Raw genomic sequence first — 22138 nt, 5'->3', positions numbered from 1 at the left:
GGAATTCAAAGGTGGCGGCGCGAAAACGCCGCGACGGATAAGGATGGGTTCAAGCCAGGATGGGGTCAGGCCAGGATGGGGTCAGGCAGCCAGCGCCATGTCGGCATGGGCTTGCGAGCCGTCCACGGCGATGCCAAGCAGGCGCAGGATCTCGCGCTTTTCAGCGGCCAGGTCAGACAGGTCGTGCGTCTTGGCACGATGCGCCAGGTTGAATTCGCGCAACACACGCGCCGGACGCGGGCTGAAGACCACAATGCGGTCGGCCAGGAACAGCGCTTCGTCGACATCGTGCGTAACCAGCAGGACGGTAGGCTTTTCCTGGGCGATCAGCTGGCGCAGCACGTCTTGCAGGCTAAGGCGGGTCAGCGCGTCAAGCGCGCCGAACGGCTCGTCCATCAGCATGGTTTGGGGCTGGGCGATGAAGGCGCGCGCCAGTGCAGCGCGTTGCCGCATGCCGCCGGACACCTGATGCGGATAGTAGTGTTCGAAGCCGGCAAGGCTGACGCGCGCCAGCCATTGGCGAGCGCCTTCGCGGGCGTGCTTCTTGGGGATGTTTTGAAATTCCAGCGCCAACGCCACGTTGTCTTCCAGCGTCAGCCACGGGTACAGCGCGTGTTCCTGGAATACCAGCGTGCGGCTGGGGTGCGGGCCGGACACGGGCTTGCCGTCGGCCAGGACGCGACCCTGCGTGGGCTGTTCCAGGCCCGCCGCCAGGTGCAGCAGCGTGGACTTGCCGCAGCCAGAGGGGCCGACCAGGGCGACGAGTTCACCGGGCTTGATGTCGCTGGTGAAGTCGTCCACCACGGGCAGGTCGCCGAAGTGCTTGTGGACGTGATCGAAGGTCAGGTTCATGGAACGAATCGTGGGCGCGCGTGAAGACGAGGCCTAAATCTAACAATTCGTTATATGAATTCAAACGATCAATATTGAATGTCTTTAAAGCTTCCCGTTATATGAATAAAGACAGGAAGGCCTAGCGGGTTGCGGCCTGGGCGACGGCTTGCCGGTTGGCGTGGCGGTGCAGCCCGTACGCAATCACAAACCCGATCGCCACCGCCAGGGCGGCGGACAGAAAGATAGGCGGGTAGCCATAGCCGCTGGAGATATAGCCGGCGATGGGGCCGGTGACGCCCAGCGCCAGGTCCAGAAATGCCGAATAGGCACCCAGCGCCGCGCCTCTGCTGCCCGCCGGCACGCGCGCCACGGCTTCGACGCCGATGGCAGGGAAAATCAACGCGAACCCGCATCCCGTCAACGCGGCGCCCAGCAGCGCGGCGGTGGGATTGGGCGCCAGCCACAGCAACAGCAGGCCCGCCGCTTCCACCAGGAAGGAAACCTGCGCCACACGAAAACCGCCATAGCGCGTAATGGTGCCGGCGAACAGCAGCCGCACGCCGATGAACGCGCACCCGAAGGCGCTCAGCGCGTGCGCCGCGCCTTCCCAGGACATGCTGGTGTAGTAAAGCGCCACGAAGGCAGCCAGCGTGCCGAAGCCCACCGACCCCAGCCCCAGCGCCATGCCGTGCGGGAAGACGCGCAGCACCACGCTCTTGAAGGCCATCCGGTGGCCGCCGACGATAGACACCGCCGCGCGGCTGACGGCCAGCCCCAGGCCGGCCAGACCCAGCAGCAACACCGCCCCGCCCAGCGCGCCCATGCTCCATTCCCGCTCAAGCGTCACACCCAGCGGTGCGCCCAGCGCCAAGCCGCCATACGTGCAGATGCCGTTCCACGAGATGACGCGCGCCGTGTGCAGCGGCCCGACCCGCGCGATGGCCCACGTGGCCGACCCCGTGCCCACCCAGCTTTCCCCGAACCCCAACGCCAGCCGGCTGACGATGATTGCCGTCATGCTCAACCAGGCGCTACGTTCGAAGGCATAGGCCAGCAGTAGGAAAACGCCGCTTGCCGCGCAGGCAATCATGCCGATCACGACGGTGTGCTTCGGGCCCACCGTGTCCGCCATGCGCCCGGCGTGCGAGCGGCTGAGCAAGGTGGCGACGTACTGCACGCTGATCGCCAGCCCGGCCAGCACCGTGCCATAGCCCAGTTTGTCGTGCACATAGCCAGGCAACACCGCCAGCGGCAAGCCGATGGCCAGGTAGCAGATGAAGGTGAAGAAGGCGATAGCGACGATGCGAAACGTCAGCGCGTACGTGCTGATCGGCGCGCCGTCCGGCGTGCTGTGCGGTGTGGGGGACATTGGTCTGGAAAAAAAAATGCCTGGCCGAGCGGCTCAGGGTAAACCCGATGATAGCGCAATCAATATTGCAGCTTGCTGAACAGCGGCACGGCTGAAAACAACGCGGCGCGCCCCGAGAGGCGCGCCGTGATGGACGGGATGGGTGGCTGACACGTCGGCCAACGTCAGGCCGACATGCCTCCCAGCGGGCTCAGGCTTCGATGCCGCGCGATTCCAGATAGTCTTCGTAGCCGCCGCGGTAATCGATGATCTCGCCCGAGGGCAGGATTTCGATCACGCGGGTAGCCAGGCCGGACACGAACTCGCGGTCGTGCGACACGAACACCAGCGTGCCCTCGTACTTTTCCAACGCGAACTGAAGCGATTCGATCGATTCCATGTCCAGGTGGTTGGTGGGCTCGTCCAGCAGCATGACGTTGTGCCGGCCCAGCATCAGGCGGCCGAAGGTCATGCGGTTCTTTTCGCCGCCGGACAGCACCTTGGGCGCCTTGGGCAGGTCGTCCGCCGAGAACAGCAGGCGGCCCAGCACCGAACGGATCGACTGGTCGTCGTCGCCCGGCTGGCGATGGTCGCCCATCCAGTCCAGCAAGTTGATGTCGGTTTGCAGGAATTGGTCGGAAACGTCCTGCGCCATGTAGCCCAGGTCAGCGTTATCGGACCACTTCACCGAGCCCGAATCCGGTTGCAGTTCCGTGGCCAGCAAGCGCAGCAAGGTGGTCTTGCCCACGCCGTTGGCGCCGATGATGGCGATTTTTTCGCCCGCGTCCACCATTGCCGAGAACTTGGTGATGACCGGCGCGTCGTAGGCCTTGGTCAGGTTTTCGACCGTGACCGCCAGGCGGTGCATGACCTTGTTCTGTTCAAAGCGGATGTACGGGTTCTGGCGCGACGACGGCTTGACCACGACCTGGTCCGCCTTGATGCGGTCGATCTGCTTCAAGCGCGAGGTGGCCTGGCGCGACTTGGACTTGTTGGCGGCAAAGCGGCGAACGAAGTCTTGCAGTTCGGCGACGCGTTCCTTGGCCTTGGCGTTGTTGGACACCAGGCGCTCGCGGGCCTGCGTCGAAGCCAGCATGTAATCGTCGTAGTTGCCCGCGTAGATGCGGATTTCGCCATAGTCCACGTCAGCCATGTGCGTGCACACCTGGTTCAGGAAGTGGCGGTCGTGGCTGATGATGATCATCGTGCTCTGGTAGCTGTTGAGCACGTTTTCCAACCAGCGGATGGTGTTGATATCCAGGTTGTTGGTGGGCTCGTCCAGCAGCAGGACGTCGGGGTTCGAGAACAGCGCCTGCGCCAGCAGCACGCGCAGCTTCCAGCCCGGGGCCACTTCGCGCATGGGCAGGTTGTGCTGGTCCACGGCGATTTCCAGGCCCAGCAGCAGTTCACCGGCGCGCGCTTCGGCGGTGTAGCCGTCGTACTCGGCGAACTTGGCTTCCAGGTCGGCCGCGCGCATGTAGTCGTCTTCGGTGGCTTCCGGGTTCGCGTAGATAGCGTCGCGCTCGGACATGGCGGCCCACATTTCGGTGTGGCCCATCATGACGACGTCCAGCACGCGCAGGTCTTCGAACGCGAACTGGTCCTGGCGCAGCTTGCCCAGGCGCACGCCCGGCTCCAGCGACACGTTGCCGCCGGACGCTTCGAGGTCGCCGCCGATGATCTTCATGAACGTCGACTTACCGGACCCATTGGCCCCGATCAGCCCGTACCGGTTGCCTTCCCCGAACTTGACGCTGACGTTCTCGAAAAGGGGCTTGGGACCGAACTGGATGGTGAGATTGGCTGTGGATATCACGGTATTTTGAGTCTGTAGGCGTCCGAAGACGCATGCGAGGAAACCCGATAGTGTAGCAAACGGGCGCTCGCCTGCCCGGATCAGTGGTGGTGTTCGTCCAGCACCAGATGGGCCAGGCCCTTCTCGGTGGCGATGCCGACCTTCTGGCCGATGGGCAGCGTGGCCTTGGTGGCCACATGGCCGTACGGCAGGCCCGTAATCACCGGCACCTTGACCGTCTTGCGCAGCCACGCCACCACTTCGTGCAGGTCGTAACCCTTGTCGTGCGGGGCCAGCTTGTAGTCGGTGAAACGGCCCAGCACGATGGCCTTTTGCTTGGCCAGCACACCGGCCTGCGCCAGCTGGATCAGCATGCGTTCGACACGATACGGATGTTCGGCCACGTCTTCCAGAAACAGGATGCCGCCGCGCACCTTCGGGAAATACGGGGTGCCGACCAAGGACGCCACCATGGCCAGGTTGCCGCCCCACAGGATGCCGCGGGCGTCCACCGGGTCGGCGTCCTGGGTTTCGAAGCTAAGGATTTCCAGCTCGCCTCGCATGACTTCGCCGAACAGGGCTTCGGTCAGGTCGTCCACCTTTTTGCCGCCAAAGTCCGCCACGGCGGTGGCGCCGCTGTAGCTGACGGCGCCCGTCTTGGCCAGCAGCGCCAGGTTGAAAGCCGTGAAGTCGCTCATCCCGACAAAGCGCTTGCCGCTGTCGGCCATGGCCGTCCAGTCGATCTGGTCCAGCAGGCGGCCCATGCCGTAGCCGCCGCGCGTGACCATGACGATGGGCAGCTTTTGCTTGGTGGCGCGCACCAGGCTGGCGGCGCGCTGCGCGTCGGTGCCCGCGAAACGCTGGTGCACGGCGTAGGCGCTGCGGTCCACCGCCGTCCTGAAGCCTTGCTGCTGCAAGCGTTCACGCGCCAATTCAACCGTGGCGGGGTCGCGCACGGCGGAGGACGGCGAGATCAGGTAGATGCCGCGGGCGTCCGGCAAGACTTGCCCGTCGGCATGATCGTGGCTGTGATCGTGACCGCAGTCCTCGCCGCAGGCGAGCCCATGGTCATGATCGTGGGCGGCGGCCGCCGAGGTAGCCGCCTTTTTGGAGGCGGATTTGGCGGGTTTGCGGGTGCTCATGCGATGGATTCCTTGGCGCGGCGTTCACGGAAAAACCGGCGCAGCAAATCGCCGCAAGGTTCCGCCAGCACGCCGCCGGTGACTGAAGTGTGATGGTTGAGTTTCGGCACGGCGCCCACGTCCAGCACGCTGCCGCAGGCGCCGGTCTTCGGGTCGTAGGCGCCGAAGACGACGCGAGCCAGTCGCGCGTGCAGCATGGCGCCGATGCACATGACGCACGGTTCCAGCGTGACGTAGACGGTGATGCCGGGCAAACGGTAATTTTCCAGGCGCCGCGCCGCGTTGCGCAGCGCCACGATTTCGGCGTGGGCGGTGGGGTCGTGGTCAATGATGGTGCGGTTATAGCCGCGCCCCAGGATCTCGCCTTGCGCGGAAACCACCAGCGCGCCCACGGGTACTTCGCCGATGTCATAAGCGGCCTGGGCTTCTTGCAGCGCCAGTTCGATGTAGCGCGCGTCTTCGGCCGTCCAGGCGGGCACTGCCGCCAGCGGGCCGGCCTCAACCACGGTACACCCGTGACTTCAGGGCGATGCGGCCGGCCAGGCTGGTCACGGCTTCTTCAAGCCATTGATACAGCTCGGCTTCTTCGTCGTAGCGGGCCTGGTTCAGGTTGGACACGCGGCCTTCTTCGATAAAGCCCCAGGCGCGGCTGCGCTTGTCGCGGTGCTTGGGGTCCCATACGCCAAAGGCGAAGCCGCCCGCGCGGCGGATCAGCGAAAAGCAAGGGATGTCGGTGTAGCCATCGCCCACGAACACCATCTGGTCGAACGGCACGCGCAGCCGGTCTTCGGGCACTTTGCGGTTGACCTCGAAGGGCTTGTTGCGAAAGTCGCGGCCGATGATGCCTTTCTGAATGTGGAACAGATAACGCGTCTTGTCGGTGAAGCTGACGATGCGGCGCGGGAAGGTGATGCCGCCATCGTCGCCGTAGACGAATTCGGAAGCCCAGATTTCGGTGAACTCGTGCGCGATGGGCGTCGAGCGGACCACGTCGCCGATGCCGCTTGAGATCAGGTAGAACTCCAGCTGGACCTGCGGCTGCTCGGCGCGCACTGCCGCGCGCAGCCTGGAAAACAAGGTGGGCACGCCATCATGCAGATCCAGCCTGGCACCCCACTCTTTCAGGCGCTGCTGCGTGATCAGGCCGTGCTTGCCAGCCTGCGACAGCTGGATCATCTTGTAGAGATAGGCGGGCACCGGGTCCCAGTCTTGCTTGGACAGCAAGGGGTCGACCTCGTCCTTCCAGAACGAGGCCGTGTCCACGCCGATGCTTTCCAGGAAACCGGACGTGCTGTCCGAGGCCAGCGTGTCGTCGAAGTCGAAAATCAGGGCAATGACGTCGGACATGGGTGCGTGATGGGGGCAAGCGTAAAAGCGCGCAAGGCGCAACAGCCGCCATTTTGCCTGAATGTGGCGGCTGTTGCGCCTCGGCCGGGCCGATAGGCTTGCGGCGCGCGCTGATCAGCGCATCGGCGCACCCGGCGCCGCCGGCGGCGGCGCCATGCCGGGGGATGTGGCCGGCGGCATCGCACCGGTCGACGGCATGGTGCCGGCGGGCGGGACAGTGCTGGCGGGCGGGACCGTGCCGGCCGGCACCTGGATCACCGTTTCACGCAGCACGCCACCGCCCTGCACGCTGCCGCGCACGTTGGTGGGCGAACTCATCTGCGTCAGGCAATCCTGGCGCGAGCCCGCGGGCAGGCGGTTGCAGCGATCCACCATGTTTTGCTGAAGCTGGTCGGACGAGCCGTCCTTCAGGTTCTGGCGCAGGGCTTCATCGCGCGCCGCACCGGCTTCGCGCATGCAGGTCGTGCGGTCTTGGTTGGTCTTGCCGTTTTTGCAGTTCGCCACGTCCTGCTCGTACTGGGACTGGATGGCAGCGCGGCCGATCGCATCTGCCGCGTGGACCGCCCCCGCAGCCAGCATCAAGCCTGCCGCGCAAAGGGATGCCGCAAGGCGTTTCGTATGCATGGGTCGTACGTTCATGGCCAGCTCCTTACTAGAATTGAACCGAGATTGAACCGAAAGCGGTGCCGTCTTCAGTACCGCTGCACCGCTTGTTGAAAACCACTATCCCACGAGTGTGCGCCGGGCACATGACCAGCGACGTGATTTCGTAAGGTTACGTTTCAAGCCCGCTTCAAGCCCCCCGCCGCCCCGCTGTCGCCGCACAAAGAAAAACAGGGGCGGTTGGCCCCTGTCAGTGATATTGCCGCGTTGCAGCACGATTTCCGGCGTTCACATGCCGTGTCGCTTGTTACAGCCTTAGCGCGCGTCCTGGTCCGCGTCGGCCTTCGTCAGGCGATGACGATAGGTGGCCGCACGCATCAGCAACATGGCGGTCACGGGCGACGAAACCACCAGCAGCAAGGTGATGATGACCTCGTGAAAAACCGGTCGCGCGGACCACGCCGAAAACACCAGGATGGAGGACAGCAGCACGCAGGCGCAGCCCAGCGTGTTGCCCAGCGTGGGCGCATGGATGCGCGCATAGAAGCTGCGAAAGCGCAGCAACCCGGCAGAACCGGTCAGCGCCAACAGCCCGCCCAGCACCAGCAGCACGCAGGCGGGGATGCCGGCCCACAAGGGAATGGCGGCGTTCATCATGGCTCGATGACCTCGCCGCGCAACAAAAAACGCGCCATCGCCGTGGACCCTACAAAACCGAACAGCGCAATCAGCAGCGCAATGTCGAAATACAGCGAGGAGCCGGACCGGATGCCGAAGACCAGCATCATCAGCATGCCGTTGATATACAGGGTGTCCAGCGCCAGCACGCGGTCTTGCGCGGTGGGGCCGCGCAACAGGCGGATGGTGGCGCACACCATGCCCAGCGCAAAGCACACCAGGGCGAAGGATGCCGCCCAATACAGTGCGGTATTTATCGTCATTCAAACATCTCCATCAACGGGCGCTCGTAGCGCTGCTGCACCAGGTCGACCCAGTGCTGCTCGTTTTGCAGGTCCAGCACGTGTAGCTTCAGGCGGTGGTCGGCGGTCAGGTCCACCCAGACCGTGCCCGGCGTGTAGGTCACGATGCAAGCCAGCATCGCCAGCCCGTGCGGGTCGCGCATGGTCAGCGGAATCATGATGAAGCCGGGCGAAAATTCATTGCGCCGGGGGCTCAGGATCAGCTTGGCCACGGCGATGTTGGACCGGATGATGTCCGCCGTCACGTGCAGGAAAAGCGGCACGGCCTTCCACAGACGACGCGGGCGCGCGTGCAGCGGGCGCAGGCGCGAGGCCGCCCACGTGAACCACAAGGCCAGCGCGGCGCCCAGCGCAATCTGGCCGGCCGACAGGCTTTCATTCAGCACCAGCCACAAGACAAACAGGAAAACGGGCAGGAACAGGAAGTAAACGCGGCGCATCAGCTTCCCCCTTTCAGGCCGCGCACGGTTTGCGCGGACATGACGGCTTCAATGTAGGACTTGGGTTGGTCCAGCGAGCGCGCCGCGTCGTCAAGATAGGCCGACACCGGGCCCGCGCCCGCCGCCAGGCCCACGCACAACAGCAACAGCACGGCAACCGGCCCGGCTTCGATCAGGCGCAAGCGCGGCGTGCTGCGGTCGTCGCTGGCCCAGAAGACGCGAATACCGGTGCGTCCCAGCCCCACCAGGCCCGCCAGCCCGGAGACGAGCACGGCGGCAACCAAAATCCATGCGTCCATCGGCGGCGCCGATTCCGTGGCGGCGGACACGGCCGCCGACAACAGCGAGAACTTGGCCACGAAGCCGGACAGCGGCGGCAGGCCGGTCACCAGCAAGGCGCAGCAGATGAACGCCAGCCCCAGAAAGGCCATGGCCGCCGGAATGGCCACGCCGACCACATCGTCGGACCGGTTGACCGACGTGGGGTCGTCCAGATCGAACGCGTCCAGCGTCACGGCCAGCACGTTGGCGCCAAAGCTGCGGGTGCGTTCGATCAATTCGGCCAAGAGGAAGAATGCGCCGGTCGTCAGGACGGAACTAAGCAGGTAGAACAGCGCGGGGCCGGTCAGCGTGACGCCGGGCATGCCCAACGCGGTCAACAAGGTGCCGGCCGAGACGATCACGCAATAACCCACGATCTTTTCCAGCTGCTGGGTCGCCAGCAACCCCAGCGCGCCGAACAGCAGCGTGGCCAGTCCGGCCGCGAACATCCAGTCCAGGCTGAACGCGGCGGGCGCGCCCGACGGCAACAGCAGCGAGCCGATACGCAGCAGCGCATAGATGCCGACCTTGGTCATGATGGAGAACATGGCGGCAATGGGCGCGCTGGCCGACCCGTAACCCTTGACCAGCCAGAAGTTCAGCGGCCAGGCGCCGGCCTTGACCAGGAAAGCGATGCCCAGGATGGCCGCCCCGGCTTCGAACAGCATGCGTTCGGCGCCCGTCAGGTTGCCGGCGCGCAAGGCCAGGTCCGCCATGTTCAGCGTGCCGGTCACACCATAGATCAGCGCAATGCTGATCAACAACAGGAACGACGCCACCAGGTTCACGGCAATGTATTGCAGGCCGGCGCTGACGCGCGCCACGCCCGAGCCGTGCAGCAGCAAGCCATAGGATGCCGCCAGCAGCACCTCGAAGAAGACGAACAGGTTGAACAGGTCGCCGGTCAGGAAGGCGCCGTTCAGGCCCATCAGCAGGAATTGGAACAGGGAATGGAAATGCACCCCGGCGCGGTCCCAGCGGGCCAGCGAATAGGTCAACGTGGCCTGGCCCAGCACGGCCGTCAGCGTCAGCATCACCGCCGCCAGCCGGTCCACGACCAGCACGATGCCGAAGGGCGCGGGCCAGTCGCCCACCAGATAAACGCCCACGCCTTGCGGCCAGACGCCCGGCACGCCGCCGCCCGCGACCACCAGCAAGGCGATGGCGGCTGCCAGCTGGGCCAACGTGGACGCCATGGAAATTGCCCCGCGCGCATAACGGCTGGTGTCGGCCAGCAGCAGCATGGCCGCGCCGGCAAACAACGGCACGATGATGGGCAGGACAGGAAGATGTTGCAGCCAGAAACTCAAGATTGGGACTCCCGTCCATCGACGTGGTCGGTGCCGGTCAGGCCGCGCGAGGCCAACAGCACCACCAGGAACAGCGCGGTGGTGGCAAAGCCGATCACAATGGCCGTCAGCACCAGCGCCTGCGGCAGCGGGTCGGCGTACCAGGACGGGTCATGCGCCATGCCCGGGTCGATGACAGGCGGACGAGCCGACGTAAGACGGCCCATGCCGAAAATGAACAGGTTCACCGCGTAGGAAACCAGCGACAGGCCCATGATGAACTGGAAGGTACGCGGTCGCAGCAGCAGCCAGACTCCCGAGCCCGCCAATACGCCGATCGCGATGGCATAAATCAATTCCATCAGGCTTCCCCTGTTTGTATGGCGGCCGCCTGCATCTCGGCGGCGGCCTTGCGTTGCGCGCGCAGCGATTGGTGGGCCAGCGCCACCAGCACCAGCACCGTAGAGCCGACCACCAGCATGTACACGCCCAGGTCGAACAGCAGCACGCTGGACAAATGCACATGGCCGATCAGCGGCAGCGCCACGTCCCAGGCCAGCGCGGCCAGGAACGGCTTGTAGGCCAGCCATGCGGTCACGGCGGCGATGCCGGCGGCCAGCAGGCCGATGCCGATCCAATTCTGCGGATTCAGGCGGCTGCGCGATTCCACCCAGTACACGCCGCCCACCATGTATTGCAGGATCACGGCGGTGGCGAAGATGAGGCCGCCCACGAATCCCCCGCCCGGCTGGTTATGGCCGCGCAGCAGGAAATACACGGAAATCAACGCGGCGGTGGGCAGCAGCAGGCGCACCAGCACGGTGGGCACCATCATCGAGCCGCTGGGCACCAGGGACTTGATGTCCGGCGCGGCCGGCACGCCGCCGTCCTGCTCTTGCTGCTGGCGCGGCAGGTCCGCGCTTTCGGCGGCGGGGCGGAAGCGGCGCAGCAGTGCGTAGACCGTCAGCGCCACGATGCCCAGCACCGTGATTTCGCCAAAGGTGTCAAAGCCGCGGAAGTCCACCAGGATGACGTTCACCACGTTGGTGCCGCCGCCGTCAGGCAGCGCGCGGTCAACGAAGAATGACGAAATCGTGTCGCCTTGCGGGCGCACCAGCACCGCATACGCCAGCGCGGCCATGCCGGTGCCGGCAGCGGTGGCCAGCAGCAGATCCCGCAGCCGACGGCCGCGAGCCAGCAGCGTGGCCTTCAGGGGCTCTTCGTCGTCCTTCGCGATCCGGCGCGGCAGCCAGCGCAGGCCCAGCAGCAACAGCACCACCGTCACCACCTCCACCGACAACTGGGTCAGCGCCAGGTCAGGCGCGGAAAACCAGACGAACGTCAGGCAGGTGATCAGCCCCGCGCCGCCCGCCAGCGCCAGGGACGCCAGACGGTGGTACTTGGCCTGATACGCCGCACCCAGCGCGCACGCGCCGCCCACCAGCCACAGCAAGGCAAACGCCGGGTCCACGGGCGTCATGCGGCCGGTGCCTTCCAGCCACCCGCCCGCGCGCAGCGGCAGCCAGGCCACGAACAACGAGCCCAGCACGATCAACAGCATCTGCACCTGCAAACGCGACGAGGCCACCCAGCGCAGCAGCCACGCGGCCGCCACGCTGGAGCCGTCCAGCAGCGCTTCGAACGTGCGCCGCCCGTCCAGCCGGTAGATGAAGGGAACGCGGCCCGGGTTGGCGCGCTGGTGCGCACGCAGAACCAGATACAGCAGCACGCCCGCCGTCGTCGCCACCATGCTCATTACCAGCGGCAGATTCACGCCGTGCCAGACGGCCAGACTGTATTCGGGCATGTTCGCGCCCAGGATGCTCTGCGCGGCGGTCGCCAGGAAGGGGCCGACCGTCAGGCTGGGCACCACACCCACCAGCAGGCACATGAACACCAGCAAGGCACTGGGGAACAACATCCAGCCGGGGGGCTCGTGCGGGGCGCGCGGCAGGTCCGTGGCCGGGGGGCCGAAGAACACCTGAAGGATGAAACGCAGCGAATACGCCACGCTGAACGCGCCGGCGATCGTGGCCAGCAACGGCAGGCCGACCTGCGTCCAGCGGTCGCCGCTGACAAAGGTGGTTTCCGCGAAGAACATTTCCTTGGACAGGAAACCGTTCAACAGGGGCACGCCCGCCATCGACGCGGCCGCCACCATGGCCAGCGTGGCGGTGATCGGCATGGCTTTGTACAGGCCGGATAGCCGGCTGAGGTCGCGCGTGCCGGTTTCGTGGTCCACCACCCCCGCCGCCATAAACAGCGACGCTTTGAACGTGGCGTGGTTGATCATGTGGAAAATGGCGGCCACCAGGGCCAATTCACTGTTCAGCCCAAGCAGCAACGTGATCAGGCCCAGGTGGCTGATGGTGGAATACGCCAGCACCCCCTTCATGTCCTGCTGGAAGATGGCCGCGTAGGCGCCCAGCACCAACGTGATCAGCCCTGCCCCGCCGATCACCCAGAACCATTGGTCGGTGCCGGCCAGCACCGGCCAGAAGCGCGCCAGCAGGAATACGCCAGCCTTCACCATGGTGGCCGAGTGCAGGTAGGCGGACACGGGGGTCGGCGCCGCCATTGCGTTGGGCAACCAGAAATGGAACGGGAACTGGGCGCTTTTGGTTAGCGCCCCCAGGGCCACCAGGACCAGCACGGCGGGATACCAGGGGTCGGCGCGCACCAGGTCGCCGGAGGCCAGCACGCGGTCCATGTCGTAACTGCCCACGATATGGCCCAGGATCAGTACGCCGGCCAACAGGCACAGGCCGCCCGCGCCCGTCACCGTCAACGCCATGCGCGCGCCGCGCCGGGCGTCCAGGCGGTGGTGCCAATAGGCGATCAGCATGAAGGAAGCCAGGCTGGTCATTTCCCAGAACATGACCAACTGGATCAGGTTGCCGGACAACACCACGCCCAGCATGGCGGCCATGAAGGCCAGGAAAAACGAGAAAAAGCGCGGGACCGGGTCTTCCGGCGACATGTAGTAGCGCGCATACAGCACAACCAGCGCGCCCATGCCGGAAACGATCAAGGCGAACAGCCAGGCGTAGCCGTCCATGCGCAATGTAAATTGCAGGCCCAGGGCAGGCGCCCAGGGCATGTCGGCGCGGATCACGCCGCCGTTGGCCACGTCGGGGTACAGGCTGGCTATCAAGATCACACAGGCCAGCGCGATAAGGCCGGCCAACCACGCCTCGGCATTGCGGGCGTTGGAAGGCAGCAGCGCGGCGCACAGGCTGCCGGCAAACGGCAGAGCGAGGATCAGGATCAGCGACATGGCGTTCCGAGAATGTCCGGGCCCCCTCCCGCCAGCACGTGGCAGCGAAAGACGAAACAGACCGGGGATTGAAAGACGGACGGAACCCTGGCCCGGTGCGTCGCTGCACTACACGTTGCCCCGCGGGGACATCAACCAACGCCCCATTGAACGGCGCAGACAGAAACAAACGCAATAGCTTTCTTGCAGGACAGGCCAAGAATCTCCCCCGAAAAATATCAGATTCTTGTAAGTTATGCAGAACTTTATGCATTTACCCGGCTAATGACGGCACGATGACTGCGCAATCATTGCGCATTGAAAAACGGGATGAAAACGTTCATGTTGTTGTCAGGCTTGGGATTTTCGCCGAACCGCCGGCATGTTCCGGCAACGTCAAAGGGGCCGAAAAAAGTTTTCGGGCCCTACAGGGTGAATCCTGAGTTGACCGTAGGGGGATTCCTGTGTGGAATTGCGCCCACGAAGCATCGACCAAGCCAGCATCCAGGCAAGGCACGCTTCACCGACGCCGGCCCAAGAAGCCGGTCGGCTCGGAACAACAATATGGAGAAGACTCTTGACCGTGCTGTCTCATGCCAAGACCGTCCTGGCCGCCGCCATTGCAGGCGTCTGCTTTAGTTCGTCGGCCCTGGCCGCCGACCCCTACCCCAACAAACCCATCCGCCTGATCGTGCCTTTTGCCGCGGGCGGCACCACCGACATCGTGGCGCGCATCGTCGCCGAAGGCCTGGGCCGCGAGCTGGGCCAGGCTGTTGTGGTGGAAAACCGGGGCGGCGGCGGCGGCTCGATCGGCGCCGACGCGCTGGTGCGTTCGGCCCCGGACGGCTACACGCTGGGTGTGGCCACCGTCAGCACGATGGCCACCAACCCGGCCACCAACCCGAAAAACCCCTACAACCCGCTCAAGGACTTCACGCCGATCACCAACCTGGTGAACGTGCCGAACGTGCTGACGGTGAACCCGGCGGTGCCCGCCAAGACGCTGGCTGAATTCATCACCCTGCTCAAGGCCAACCCGGGCAAGTACAGCTATGCATCGTCCGGCGCGGGCGGCATCGGCCATCTGGACGGCGAACTGTTCAAGTCGCTGACCAAGACAGACATGGTGCACGTGCCCTATCGCGGCTCGGGTCCGGCGCTGAACGACGTCATCGCCGGCCAGGTCAACGCCCAGTTCGACAACCTGCCGTCTTCGATGCCGCACATCCAGGCGGGCAAGCTGCGCGCGCTGGCCGTGGCCGCCCCCAAGCGCCTGCCCGCGCTGCCCGATGTGCCGACGTTCAAGGAAGGCGGCCTGCCGGAAATGGACAACATGGCCTGGTACGGGCTGGTGGCCCCGGCCGGCACGCCGCCGGCCGTGGTCGAGCGCGTGCACGCGGCGGCCGTGAAGGCGCTGCAAGACCCGAAGATTGTCCAGCGCCTGGCCGATGGCGGATCGTTGGTGGACGGCAATACGCCCGCCCAATACGCCGACCAGATCAAGCGTGAACTGGAACTGCGCCAGCGCATCGCCAAGGAACGCAATATCGTTTCGACGAACTGATCGCCCGCGCGGCAAGCTGCCCCCGGTTTCGGGGACAGCTTGCCGACTTGACTAGCGATGCCCGGGTGTTAGCATCTGCCCCCGTGCGATCCAATTTTTCTCCCCTCCCTCCCGCTGCCTGCGTTCTCTGCGCCCTGCGCTCGACTTTGTTGAGCTCGCAGGAAGTCGCCGCGCGTTCCGCCTACGCGCGCTCCAAGCCCGGCTGATTCCCCGGCTTTCCCGCTACCCCCATTTTTGATTCCGGCCTGCCGCCGGCGGCTTTGCACATCCGTGCCGATGCCGTAGCGCGCGCCGGCGTACGCCCTGCCGCGTGGCCGGGCGCAACGCTCGTCTCATGAATCTTCGTCGCTTGCCTCTTGGCGGGCGGCCCGGCCACGCATTGATCTTCATCCAGCGCCATGCAACTCACCAAAAAATTCGTCAAAGCCAAGAACCCGTGCGCGGGCGGCTACAAGTGGTTTATCCGCGATCACAACGGCCAGGGGGATTACCAGGCCGTGCTTGACGCCCTGGTCGCCGATGGCCGCATCAGCGACGCCAACTGGCTGCTGGATCAGTTTGGCCCGACCGATGCCGTGCTCAGGCTGGACTCGCTTGATGCCAACGCGATCGTCTTCGCGGGCACGCTGGAAATTCGCATGGGCATCAATGTGGACACGGTGGTGCGCGCCGGGCGCAGCATCATCACGGGCGGCGGCATCCGCGCCGGAGAAACCATCATGGCGGGCGAAAACATCACGGCCGCCGCCAATATCGCAAGCGGTGGCGAGATCCACGCGGGCGGCGACATCAGCGCCGACTGGGGCATCGAATCCGCCTCGCGCCTGGAATGCCGTGGCAACGTGCGCGCCAAATGGGACATCTGCGCGGGCCAGGACCTGGCCGTCACCGGCCACTTGCACGCCGGCCAGGACGTGCGCGCGCAAGGCGCCATCCAATGCGGTCAGGGAATCAAGGCGGGCGGCGATGTACGCGCCGACCACGCCATCAGCGCCACCTCGGGCATTCAGGCGGGCGGGGCCATTCACTGCGGCGACCACCTGGCCTCGGGCTGGGGCATGATCGCCGGCGGAGACATCCGCGCCGACGGCTCCATCCGCGCCGGTGAAGGCGTGCGCGCGGACGGCGTCATCCAGGCTGGCGACGGCCACGGGGTCTACGCAGGCCTGAGCGTCCGACTGGATGCCTGGTCGGTATGCGCCCGCGTCGTGGCCAAGGAACGGCCCGCGCAGTTGGTCAGCGGCTACTGGGCCGGGCAGGATGCCGGGGGTGGCGTGGACGAGGCGGAGGTGGCCGCCAGCGTGGGCGCCGATGGCGGTGTCGGAACTGTGGCGGCGCCGGCTGCGGATTCCGTTGCCGGGACGGGTGCGGGTTCCGTTGCGGGAACGGTTGCAGGTTCTGTTGGGGCGTCCGTTGCGGGGTCCGTTGCGGGGTCAGCCGTCGCCGGAACCGTCACGGGGACGGGTGCAGGTTCCGTTGCAGGTTCCATCGCATCCGCCCCTCCCCGCTCCCTTCCGGTTAGCGTCGCGCTGGCCTGATGTTTGGGGCCGGATGCCGCAGCACCAGCATCAGCCCCAGCAAGATTGCCCCCATGCCGGCAAGGCTCAACGCCGACAGACGGTTGCCCAGCACCAGATAGTCCAGCGCAGCCGTGCCTGCCGGCACCAGATAGAACAGGCTGGTGACGTTCACCAGGTTGCCGGCCTGGATCAGGCGATAGAACAGAAGCGTCGCGCCCACCGAAATCACCAGGCCCATCCACAGCAGCGGCAGGATCAGCCCGATGCTCCATTGCGCCGTCAGCGGCTGGAACGGGGCAAACAGCAGGCACAGCGCCAGGCTTACCGCGTACTGCAACGGCATGACGTCCAGCGGCGGCTGGTCGATGCGCTTTTGCAGCATGGCGCCCAGCGTCATGCTGCCCAGCGCCGCGAACGCGAAGCCCATGCCCGCCACGGAAAAGCGCGCCATGCCGATGCTCTGGTACACCACCATTACCAGCCCGGCCAAGGCCAGCAGCAGCCCCGCGATGCGGGCCTTGTCAAAGCGCCGCTCCATGACCGCCAAGGTCAGGATGGGTTGCGCACCCAGCAACGTGGCCAGTACCCCCGGCGTGATGCCGTGGTCCAGCGCCAGCAGATAGCAGATGGAATAAACACCGATCAGCAGCAGGCCCGTTGCCGCGACGCTGCCGCGCGTGCCCGGCGCGGGCAACCATCGTTTGCGCCGCCACGCCACCAGCCCCAATACGGATAAGGCCAGCACAAAGCGCAGCAGCAAGAAGGCAAAGGCCGACGCGTGCGACAGGCCCCATTTGGCAAAGATCGCGCCGCCGCTCCACAGCAGCACGAACAAGGTTGTGGAGCCGTAGGCGGCCCAGGTATTTCGATTCAGAGACATGTTTACACCTGTCAAGGTAAGCACAGGCTCCAGACCGGCAGTCCTTCCGTGTATCGCTTGGCGATGGCGTTGCGATGCGATGCGATGCGATGCGATGGCGGGGCGATGGCGAGGCGATGGCAATTGCCATGGCCATCACCTGTCGCACTCGCGTGCGATCGGAATCGCGATCGGGATCGCGATCGCTACGGCCGCTAGCCTGGCCAAATCGGCCACGCGCGGGTCAACCGCGACGTACGCGGCCGACTCGCGCACGCATCAAGCGTACGGATGGACTGACGATGATTGAGAACTGGAGCCGGGAATGGCGGATCGGCAATCAGCCGAACACGACCACGGCTGGCGGGTTCGCGGCCCGGACCACGCCGACGGGCGGCGAGGCAGACGGGAATACCGGCGGCGAAACTACCGCGCGAACGACCGCTGAGACGACCGGCGAAATGACAGCCGAAATGACAGCCGAAATGACAGCCGAAATGACGCCCGAAATGACAGGAGGAACGACGGGGGAAATGACGGAAGAAAAGAGAGGAAAAGCGGTCGCCGAAGTAGCAGGCGACGAAATTGCGGACGACGGAACAGCCGGCGACGAGATAGCCAGCGACGAAGCAGCCGGCGACGAATCAGCCAGCGACGAAGCAGCCAGCGACGAAGCAGCCAGCGACGAAGCAGCCGACGACGAAGCACCCAGCGACGAGACAGCCGGCGACGATACGGGAAACCGCGCGCGGCAATATCCGCGGCCTGCCCCATGCTTCCTACGCCAATGCATGCTGGCGTGCGCGACGGCAGCGGCAGTCGCCACGGCGGAGGCACCGACAAGGGTTTCGAAGGACGGCTTGGAAGCAGGCATTCGCGAAGGCTACCGACCGTTGCTTTTGCCGTCAATAGGCGCGCGCGACGCAAGCCTGTCCCAATACCCCCCAAGACGCCGGTTCCTGGATCGCCCCGCTCACGCGCCGATGCGCCGCTGCTCCACCCCCATGTCGCGCCAGGCCTCGCCGTGGCAGGTGAACATCAGGATCTGATGGCGGGTGGCCGCATCGAACAAGGCGCGCTTCATGAAATCGCGGCGGGCGTCGTCGGTGTGCACCAGCGCATCGTCCAGCAACAGCAAGGTGGGCCGACCGGCCTCGCGAAGCAAGTCCGCATAGGCGAATCGCGCCAAAATGCCCAGTTGCTCGCGCGTGCCGAAACTTAGCGCATCCAGCAGGTCTTCGCCCTGCTCTCGGCGTAACGCCGTGGGCAGCAACGCGTCGTCCAAGCGCAACGCCGCGTCTGGAAACAGCAGCGCCAGATAATGGTTCAGGCGGCGAGCCAGGGGCGCCTGCAAACGTTGCGTGGCCGCAGCACGCTTGTCGGTCAGCAGTTTTTGCAGCAGGTCCAGCGCAGCGGCGCGGCGTGCCAATTCATCGCGCCGACGCGCCAGCCGTTCGCATGCGGCGGTGGCTTCCGACAAGCGTTCGCCCAGCCCCTGCGCGCCCGCCTGATCCAGCTTGCCCTGCAACTGAAGAATGTCGCCGTGACGCTTGTGCTGCGCGTCGCGTTCGATGGCCGCCGATTTTTCATAGCGCTGTACGTCTTGCTCGGCCAACTCGGGCCGGTGGTCCGCCAGGGCGGCCTGGGCCTCGCGCACCCGGCGGTCCAGGTCGTCGTGCGCGCTTCGCGCTTCGGCCAGACGGCCGGCACGCGCTTGACGCTGTTCGGCGCGCTCGGCCGACTGCATATCGGTGGCGCGCGCGGCGGCCTGCCCTTCCAGCAATTGCGCGCGTGCCAGGTCGGCGTCCAGCGCGCGTTGCGCCGCCGCCAACGACGCGTCCGCCTGCGCGACCACCGCTGTCGCGTCGCGCAGCGCCTGAGTCGCGGCAGGCAGATCGTCTTGACCGGTGCCCATCACTGCCGGCAACTTGGCCAGCCGCTCTTGCAACGCCACGCGGCGAGCCAGGGCCTCGTCACGCTGCCCACGCAATACATCCAGCCCCTTGGGCGCGTGGATGGCCAGCGTCTTGCGCATGCCGTCAAGCTCGCGCTGCAAGGCCGTATAGCGCGCGTGGCGCTGTTCGGCATCGGCCAGCGTTGCCACGCCCAGACGTTCCAGTAAACCGTTCCAGGCGGATTGCAGCCCGCCAAGCTCACGCTGAAGCGCCGGCAGATCCTGGCCGCCCGGCTCGACGCGGAAACTGCCCACACCGGGCAGATCGATGTCAGCGGCAGCCGTCAGCAGCACCTGCCCCGCGCCGCTGATGGCGCGGCCGTCCATGCTGGCCTCACGCCCGGCTTCCAGCTGGTATGACAAACGCGTCGCCACCGCTTGCTGGCGCAGTTGCAGGTTGGCCAGTTCACGTTCGGCTTTGCGCAGCGCGTCGATATCGCCATCGGCAATCTCAATGCGCAACGCCTCGGTCTTCAGCGTCGAGCCTTGTTCGATCAGGGTGGTTACGGCACGCAGCGCGTCGTCCAGCCGTTCGATTTCGGCGTTCAGCTGGGCTAGCTGATGCTCCAGGTCGCGCCGATCAGACACGGCTTGAACCGCCGCCACGCGCAAGCGGGCCGCATCCAGTGCGGCGGCGTGCGCCTGCTGTTGCTGCTGGGCCCGCACAAGCGGCGCCTGGGCGGCATCGACGCGGGCGCGCGCGGCCTGGGCTTCCTTGACCAGCGCGTGATAGTCGGCTTCGTCTTGTTGGTCGCGCCGCACCTGGTCTTGCAGCAAGGCCAGCGTTTGCACCGCCTGGGCCTGCTCGCGGCGCAGGCCTTCCAGCGCTTCGCGCTGTTTTGCCGCCGCGGCCAGCCGGGCGCGCGCGTCAGTGGCGCGCGCTTCAAAGTCCTTCCAGGGTTCAGTGGCCTGGGCGCGCTCGTGATCGCGGCGCAGGCTGGCCAGGCGGTCGACATCGGCGTTCAGTTGCGCCATGGCCTGGGCGCAGTCGTCGCGCTCGGCCGTGGCGCGCGCCAACGCGTCTTCGGCCTCTTTATAAATGCCCTTGGGGCGACCATTGCGCGCGTCCAGCAAGGCGGCGCGTTCCGTCGACACGCGTTCAAACAGGCGGTCGCCATCCGTGGCCGTCAGCTCGCCTGACAGTTGCGTCAAGGCGTCGCGCAGATGCGTGCCGGCGTAAGACGCGGCGGCTTGCAGATTGTGGCCGTCTCCTTGCTGTATCCACAGCAAACCGGGGATGCCGGCCAGATCCGGCTTGCTTTGTCCCCTGCCCGGCAGCTCAAACCCCAGCAGCGCCGCCAGGGCGTTTTCGGCCTCTTCGCCATCCAGGCGCTGAGCCCCATCGTCGATCAGCAATTCACAACGCGCACGCGACAGGAACTGCTTTTTCAGCACGTACTGATGCCCGCCATGCGCGAACGACAGCTCAACGGTTGGCCGCGCGCCGGACTCGCCGTGGGGCGCCAGGTCGGCCACCTTGCTGGTGCTGTAGCGTTCCAGGAACGCCGCCCGTATGGCCGCCGCCACCGTGCTTTTACCGGCCTCGTTTGCACCCACGAAAAGGTTCAAACCGTCTTGCAGCCCATCCAGAACCAAGGGCTGGCGGAACTTGCGAAATTCTTCAAGCGCGATACGGGACAGCTTCATTTGGCGGCTCCCGTGGCGCTTTCGCGTTGAAATCTTAGTAGTAGCCGCAGGGCCTCGGCGGCAATGGCGGCTTGTTCGCCGTCCACCTGCAAGGCCTGTAGTTGCGCGGCTACTTCGCCGACGTACCCACTTGCGCCAAGCTCGGCCAAATCCGCCTGGTCAGGCTCCAGCCGCAAGCCGGACAAGTCGGGCAGCAGCGCGCGCACCTGGGCGGCAGCCTGGTCCATGGCGCGTTGCAGCGCGTCCCAGGTTTCCATGTTGACGTGCCCTTGCACATCCAGCCGAAGCACGTCTTCGGCGCGCAAGGCCGACAATTTTTCAGCCAGCGCGTGCGCGTCGGACGGCAGGCTGATGGTCTCGGCCCACGCCGACCAGCGGTATTTGCCGATGGCCACGCGTTCCACCACGGGTGTGGCGCCCGGTGTATCGATGCGCACGTCCAGCACGTAGCCGGGCTCGTTGTTGCGAAAGCGGTCTTGTTCCGGCGTGCCGGCATACCAGGTGCGGGTATCGATAGCCAAACAACCGTGCCAGTCACCCAGCGCCAGATAGTCCAGGCGGGCGCGCGCGGCGCGGTCAGGCGCGATGGGGTTGGTGGCGTCGATGGTGTCGGGCAAGCGGCCCGCCACGCTGCCATGCGCCAGGCCTACGCGCACGCGCCCAGGTTCGGTATCCAGGGAATCGAACGCCTGTGTGACGTCGTCGTAGGTATGGCGTTGCGTCAGCGGGGCGGCCAGCACCGCCACGTTGATGTCGGGCAGGTCGACCACGCCGATTTGCGTGGGTACGTGCACGTTCGCGGGGATGCAATCCAACTGCGCCGCGCGGCTCCAGACGCTGTCGGCCAAGGCCGCGTCGTGGTTGCCGGCGATCATGACCCAGGGGCCGGCATAGGCCGTCATGGCGGCGAACAGGCGGCGGATGGTGCGGTCGGAAACGCCTTGCGTGTCGAAGACGTCGCCCGCGACCAGTACGGCATCGACGTCGCGTTCGGTGGCCAGCGCGGCGAGGCGCGCCACCACGTCGAAACGCGCCTCGGCCAGCAAGGCGGCGTCGTCGGTTTCAAATTGGCCGTACTGACGGCCGATCTGCCAATCGGCGGTATGCAGGAAATGAGTCATGCGGCGATTTTGGCATAAGCCGGCGCACATCAAAAAAGCGCAATGCCAAATTGATCACGCCGCATGATCACATCAACGGGCGCCTGCCCACTGATTCTTGCGATGGCCCTTTCGCCCG

At 65.8% G+C, this 22138-nt stretch carries 18 protein-coding genes and 1 pseudogene; 3 read left to right on the top strand and 16 right to left on the bottom strand.

Translation table 11 applies throughout. The features are described from left to right. Positions 1-81: 81 nt before the first annotated feature. From KYT87_RS13175 to KYT87_RS13115, 13 genes are all read right to left on the bottom strand, one after another. Complete coding sequence (locus tag KYT87_RS13175; RefSeq protein WP_219992423.1) at positions 82-852, bottom strand: ABC transporter ATP-binding protein; 771 nt, start codon at positions 850-852, stop codon at positions 82-84. A gap of 121 nt (positions 853-973) precedes the next feature. Beyond that, positions 974-2203, bottom strand: a complete 1230-nt coding sequence (locus KYT87_RS13170) for an MFS transporter (protein WP_219992422.1) — start codon at positions 2201-2203, stop codon at positions 974-976. A 190-nt stretch (positions 2204-2393) separates the two neighbouring features. Further along, the gene (locus KYT87_RS13165; protein WP_046805000.1) at positions 2394-3998 is read right to left on the bottom strand and encodes an ABC-F family ATPase; all 1605 of its coding nucleotides are present in this window, start codon (positions 3996-3998) and stop codon (positions 2394-2396) included. An 80-nt stretch (positions 3999-4078) separates the two neighbouring features. After that, positions 4079-5119: an LD-carboxypeptidase gene (locus KYT87_RS13160; protein ID WP_046805001.1), complete on the bottom strand. Its 1041-nt coding sequence runs from the start codon at positions 5117-5119 to the stop codon at positions 4079-4081. Continuing rightward, on the bottom strand, positions 5116-5607 hold the full coding sequence (tadA, locus tag KYT87_RS13155) for a tRNA adenosine(34) deaminase TadA (protein WP_046805039.1): 492 nt from the start codon (positions 5605-5607) through the stop codon (positions 5116-5118). The genes KYT87_RS13160 and tadA overlap by 4 nt, the downstream gene beginning before the upstream one ends. Positions 5608-5617: 10 nt before the next feature. Further along, on the bottom strand, positions 5618-6466 hold the full coding sequence (locus KYT87_RS13150; protein WP_046805002.1) for an HAD family hydrolase: 849 nt from the start codon (positions 6464-6466) through the stop codon (positions 5618-5620). Between the two features lie 114 nt (positions 6467-6580). After that, the gene (locus tag KYT87_RS13145; RefSeq protein WP_255594104.1) at positions 6581-7105 is read right to left on the bottom strand and encodes a hypothetical protein; all 525 of its coding nucleotides are present in this window, start codon (positions 7103-7105) and stop codon (positions 6581-6583) included. Positions 7106-7384: 279 nt separating this feature from the next. Further along, a complete protein-coding gene (mnhG, locus tag KYT87_RS13140) occupies positions 7385-7726 on the bottom strand; it encodes a monovalent cation/H(+) antiporter subunit G (protein ID WP_046805004.1) in 342 nt (113 codons plus the stop codon). After that, positions 7723-8010, bottom strand: a complete 288-nt coding sequence (locus KYT87_RS13135) for a K+/H+ antiporter subunit F (RefSeq protein WP_046805005.1) — start codon at positions 8008-8010, stop codon at positions 7723-7725. Before KYT87_RS13135 ends, mnhG begins: the two co-directional genes overlap by 4 nt. Next, a complete protein-coding gene (locus KYT87_RS13130) occupies positions 8007-8489 on the bottom strand; it encodes a Na+/H+ antiporter subunit E (protein ID WP_046805006.1) in 483 nt (160 codons plus the stop codon). The genes KYT87_RS13135 and KYT87_RS13130 overlap by 4 nt, the downstream gene beginning before the upstream one ends. Beyond that, positions 8489-10120 (bottom strand): monovalent cation/H+ antiporter subunit D, encoded by a 1632-nt coding sequence (locus KYT87_RS13125; protein ID WP_219992421.1) that lies wholly within the window; start codon positions 10118-10120, stop codon positions 8489-8491. The genes KYT87_RS13130 and KYT87_RS13125 overlap by 1 nt, the downstream gene beginning before the upstream one ends. Continuing rightward, positions 10117-10461 (bottom strand): Na+/H+ antiporter subunit C, encoded by a 345-nt coding sequence (locus KYT87_RS13120; RefSeq protein WP_046805008.1) that lies wholly within the window; start codon positions 10459-10461, stop codon positions 10117-10119. Before KYT87_RS13120 ends, KYT87_RS13125 begins: the two co-directional genes overlap by 4 nt. Then, positions 10461-13376, bottom strand: coding sequence for a monovalent cation/H+ antiporter subunit A (locus KYT87_RS13115; protein WP_219992420.1), 2916 nt, complete (start codon positions 13374-13376; stop codon positions 10461-10463). The genes KYT87_RS13120 and KYT87_RS13115 overlap by 1 nt, the downstream gene beginning before the upstream one ends. Before the next feature lie 556 nt (positions 13377-13932). Here KYT87_RS13115 and KYT87_RS13110 point away from each other — a divergent pair. Next, positions 13933-14919 carry a tripartite tricarboxylate transporter substrate binding protein gene (locus KYT87_RS13110; RefSeq protein ID WP_219992419.1) on the top strand — a complete coding sequence of 329 codons (987 nt, stop codon included), beginning with the start codon at positions 13933-13935 and terminating at the stop codon, positions 14917-14919. Between the two features lie 398 nt (positions 14920-15317). Further along, positions 15318-16184 (top strand): annotated as a pseudogene (locus KYT87_RS13105) (hypothetical protein); the annotation flags it as partial. Between the two features lie 253 nt (positions 16185-16437). Here KYT87_RS13105 and KYT87_RS13100 read toward each other — a convergent pair. Then, positions 16438-17319 carry a DMT family transporter gene (locus tag KYT87_RS13100; protein WP_046805011.1) on the bottom strand — a complete coding sequence of 294 codons (882 nt, stop codon included), beginning with the start codon at positions 17317-17319 and terminating at the stop codon, positions 16438-16440. Positions 17320-17600: 281 nt separating this feature from the next. On the opposite strand from KYT87_RS13100, the gene KYT87_RS13095 reads away from it, so the two are divergent. Next, positions 17601-18347, top strand: coding sequence for a hypothetical protein (locus tag KYT87_RS13095; RefSeq protein ID WP_219992418.1), 747 nt, complete (start codon positions 17601-17603; stop codon positions 18345-18347). Here the strand turns inward: KYT87_RS13095 and KYT87_RS13090 are convergent. Both KYT87_RS13090 and KYT87_RS13085 read right to left on the bottom strand, forming a co-directional pair. Further along, entirely contained in the window at positions 18272-20899 is a 2628-nt protein-coding gene (locus KYT87_RS13090) for an AAA family ATPase (protein WP_219992417.1), read from the bottom strand. The two genes, KYT87_RS13095 and KYT87_RS13090, sit on opposite strands and share 76 nt — an antisense overlap. Beyond that, positions 20896-22020, bottom strand: coding sequence for a DNA repair exonuclease (locus tag KYT87_RS13085; protein ID WP_219992416.1), 1125 nt, complete (start codon positions 22018-22020; stop codon positions 20896-20898). Before KYT87_RS13085 ends, KYT87_RS13090 begins: the two co-directional genes overlap by 4 nt. Positions 22021-22138 lie beyond the last annotated feature (118 nt).

Origin of the sequence: Achromobacter sp. ES-001, from assembly GCF_019448355.1 — a bacterium.
GTDB lineage: Bacteria > Pseudomonadota > Gammaproteobacteria > Burkholderiales > Burkholderiaceae_B > Achromobacter > Achromobacter spanius_B.
Note: the sequence above shows the minus strand (reverse complement) of the source record. Positions and strands in the feature narration are given on the sequence as shown.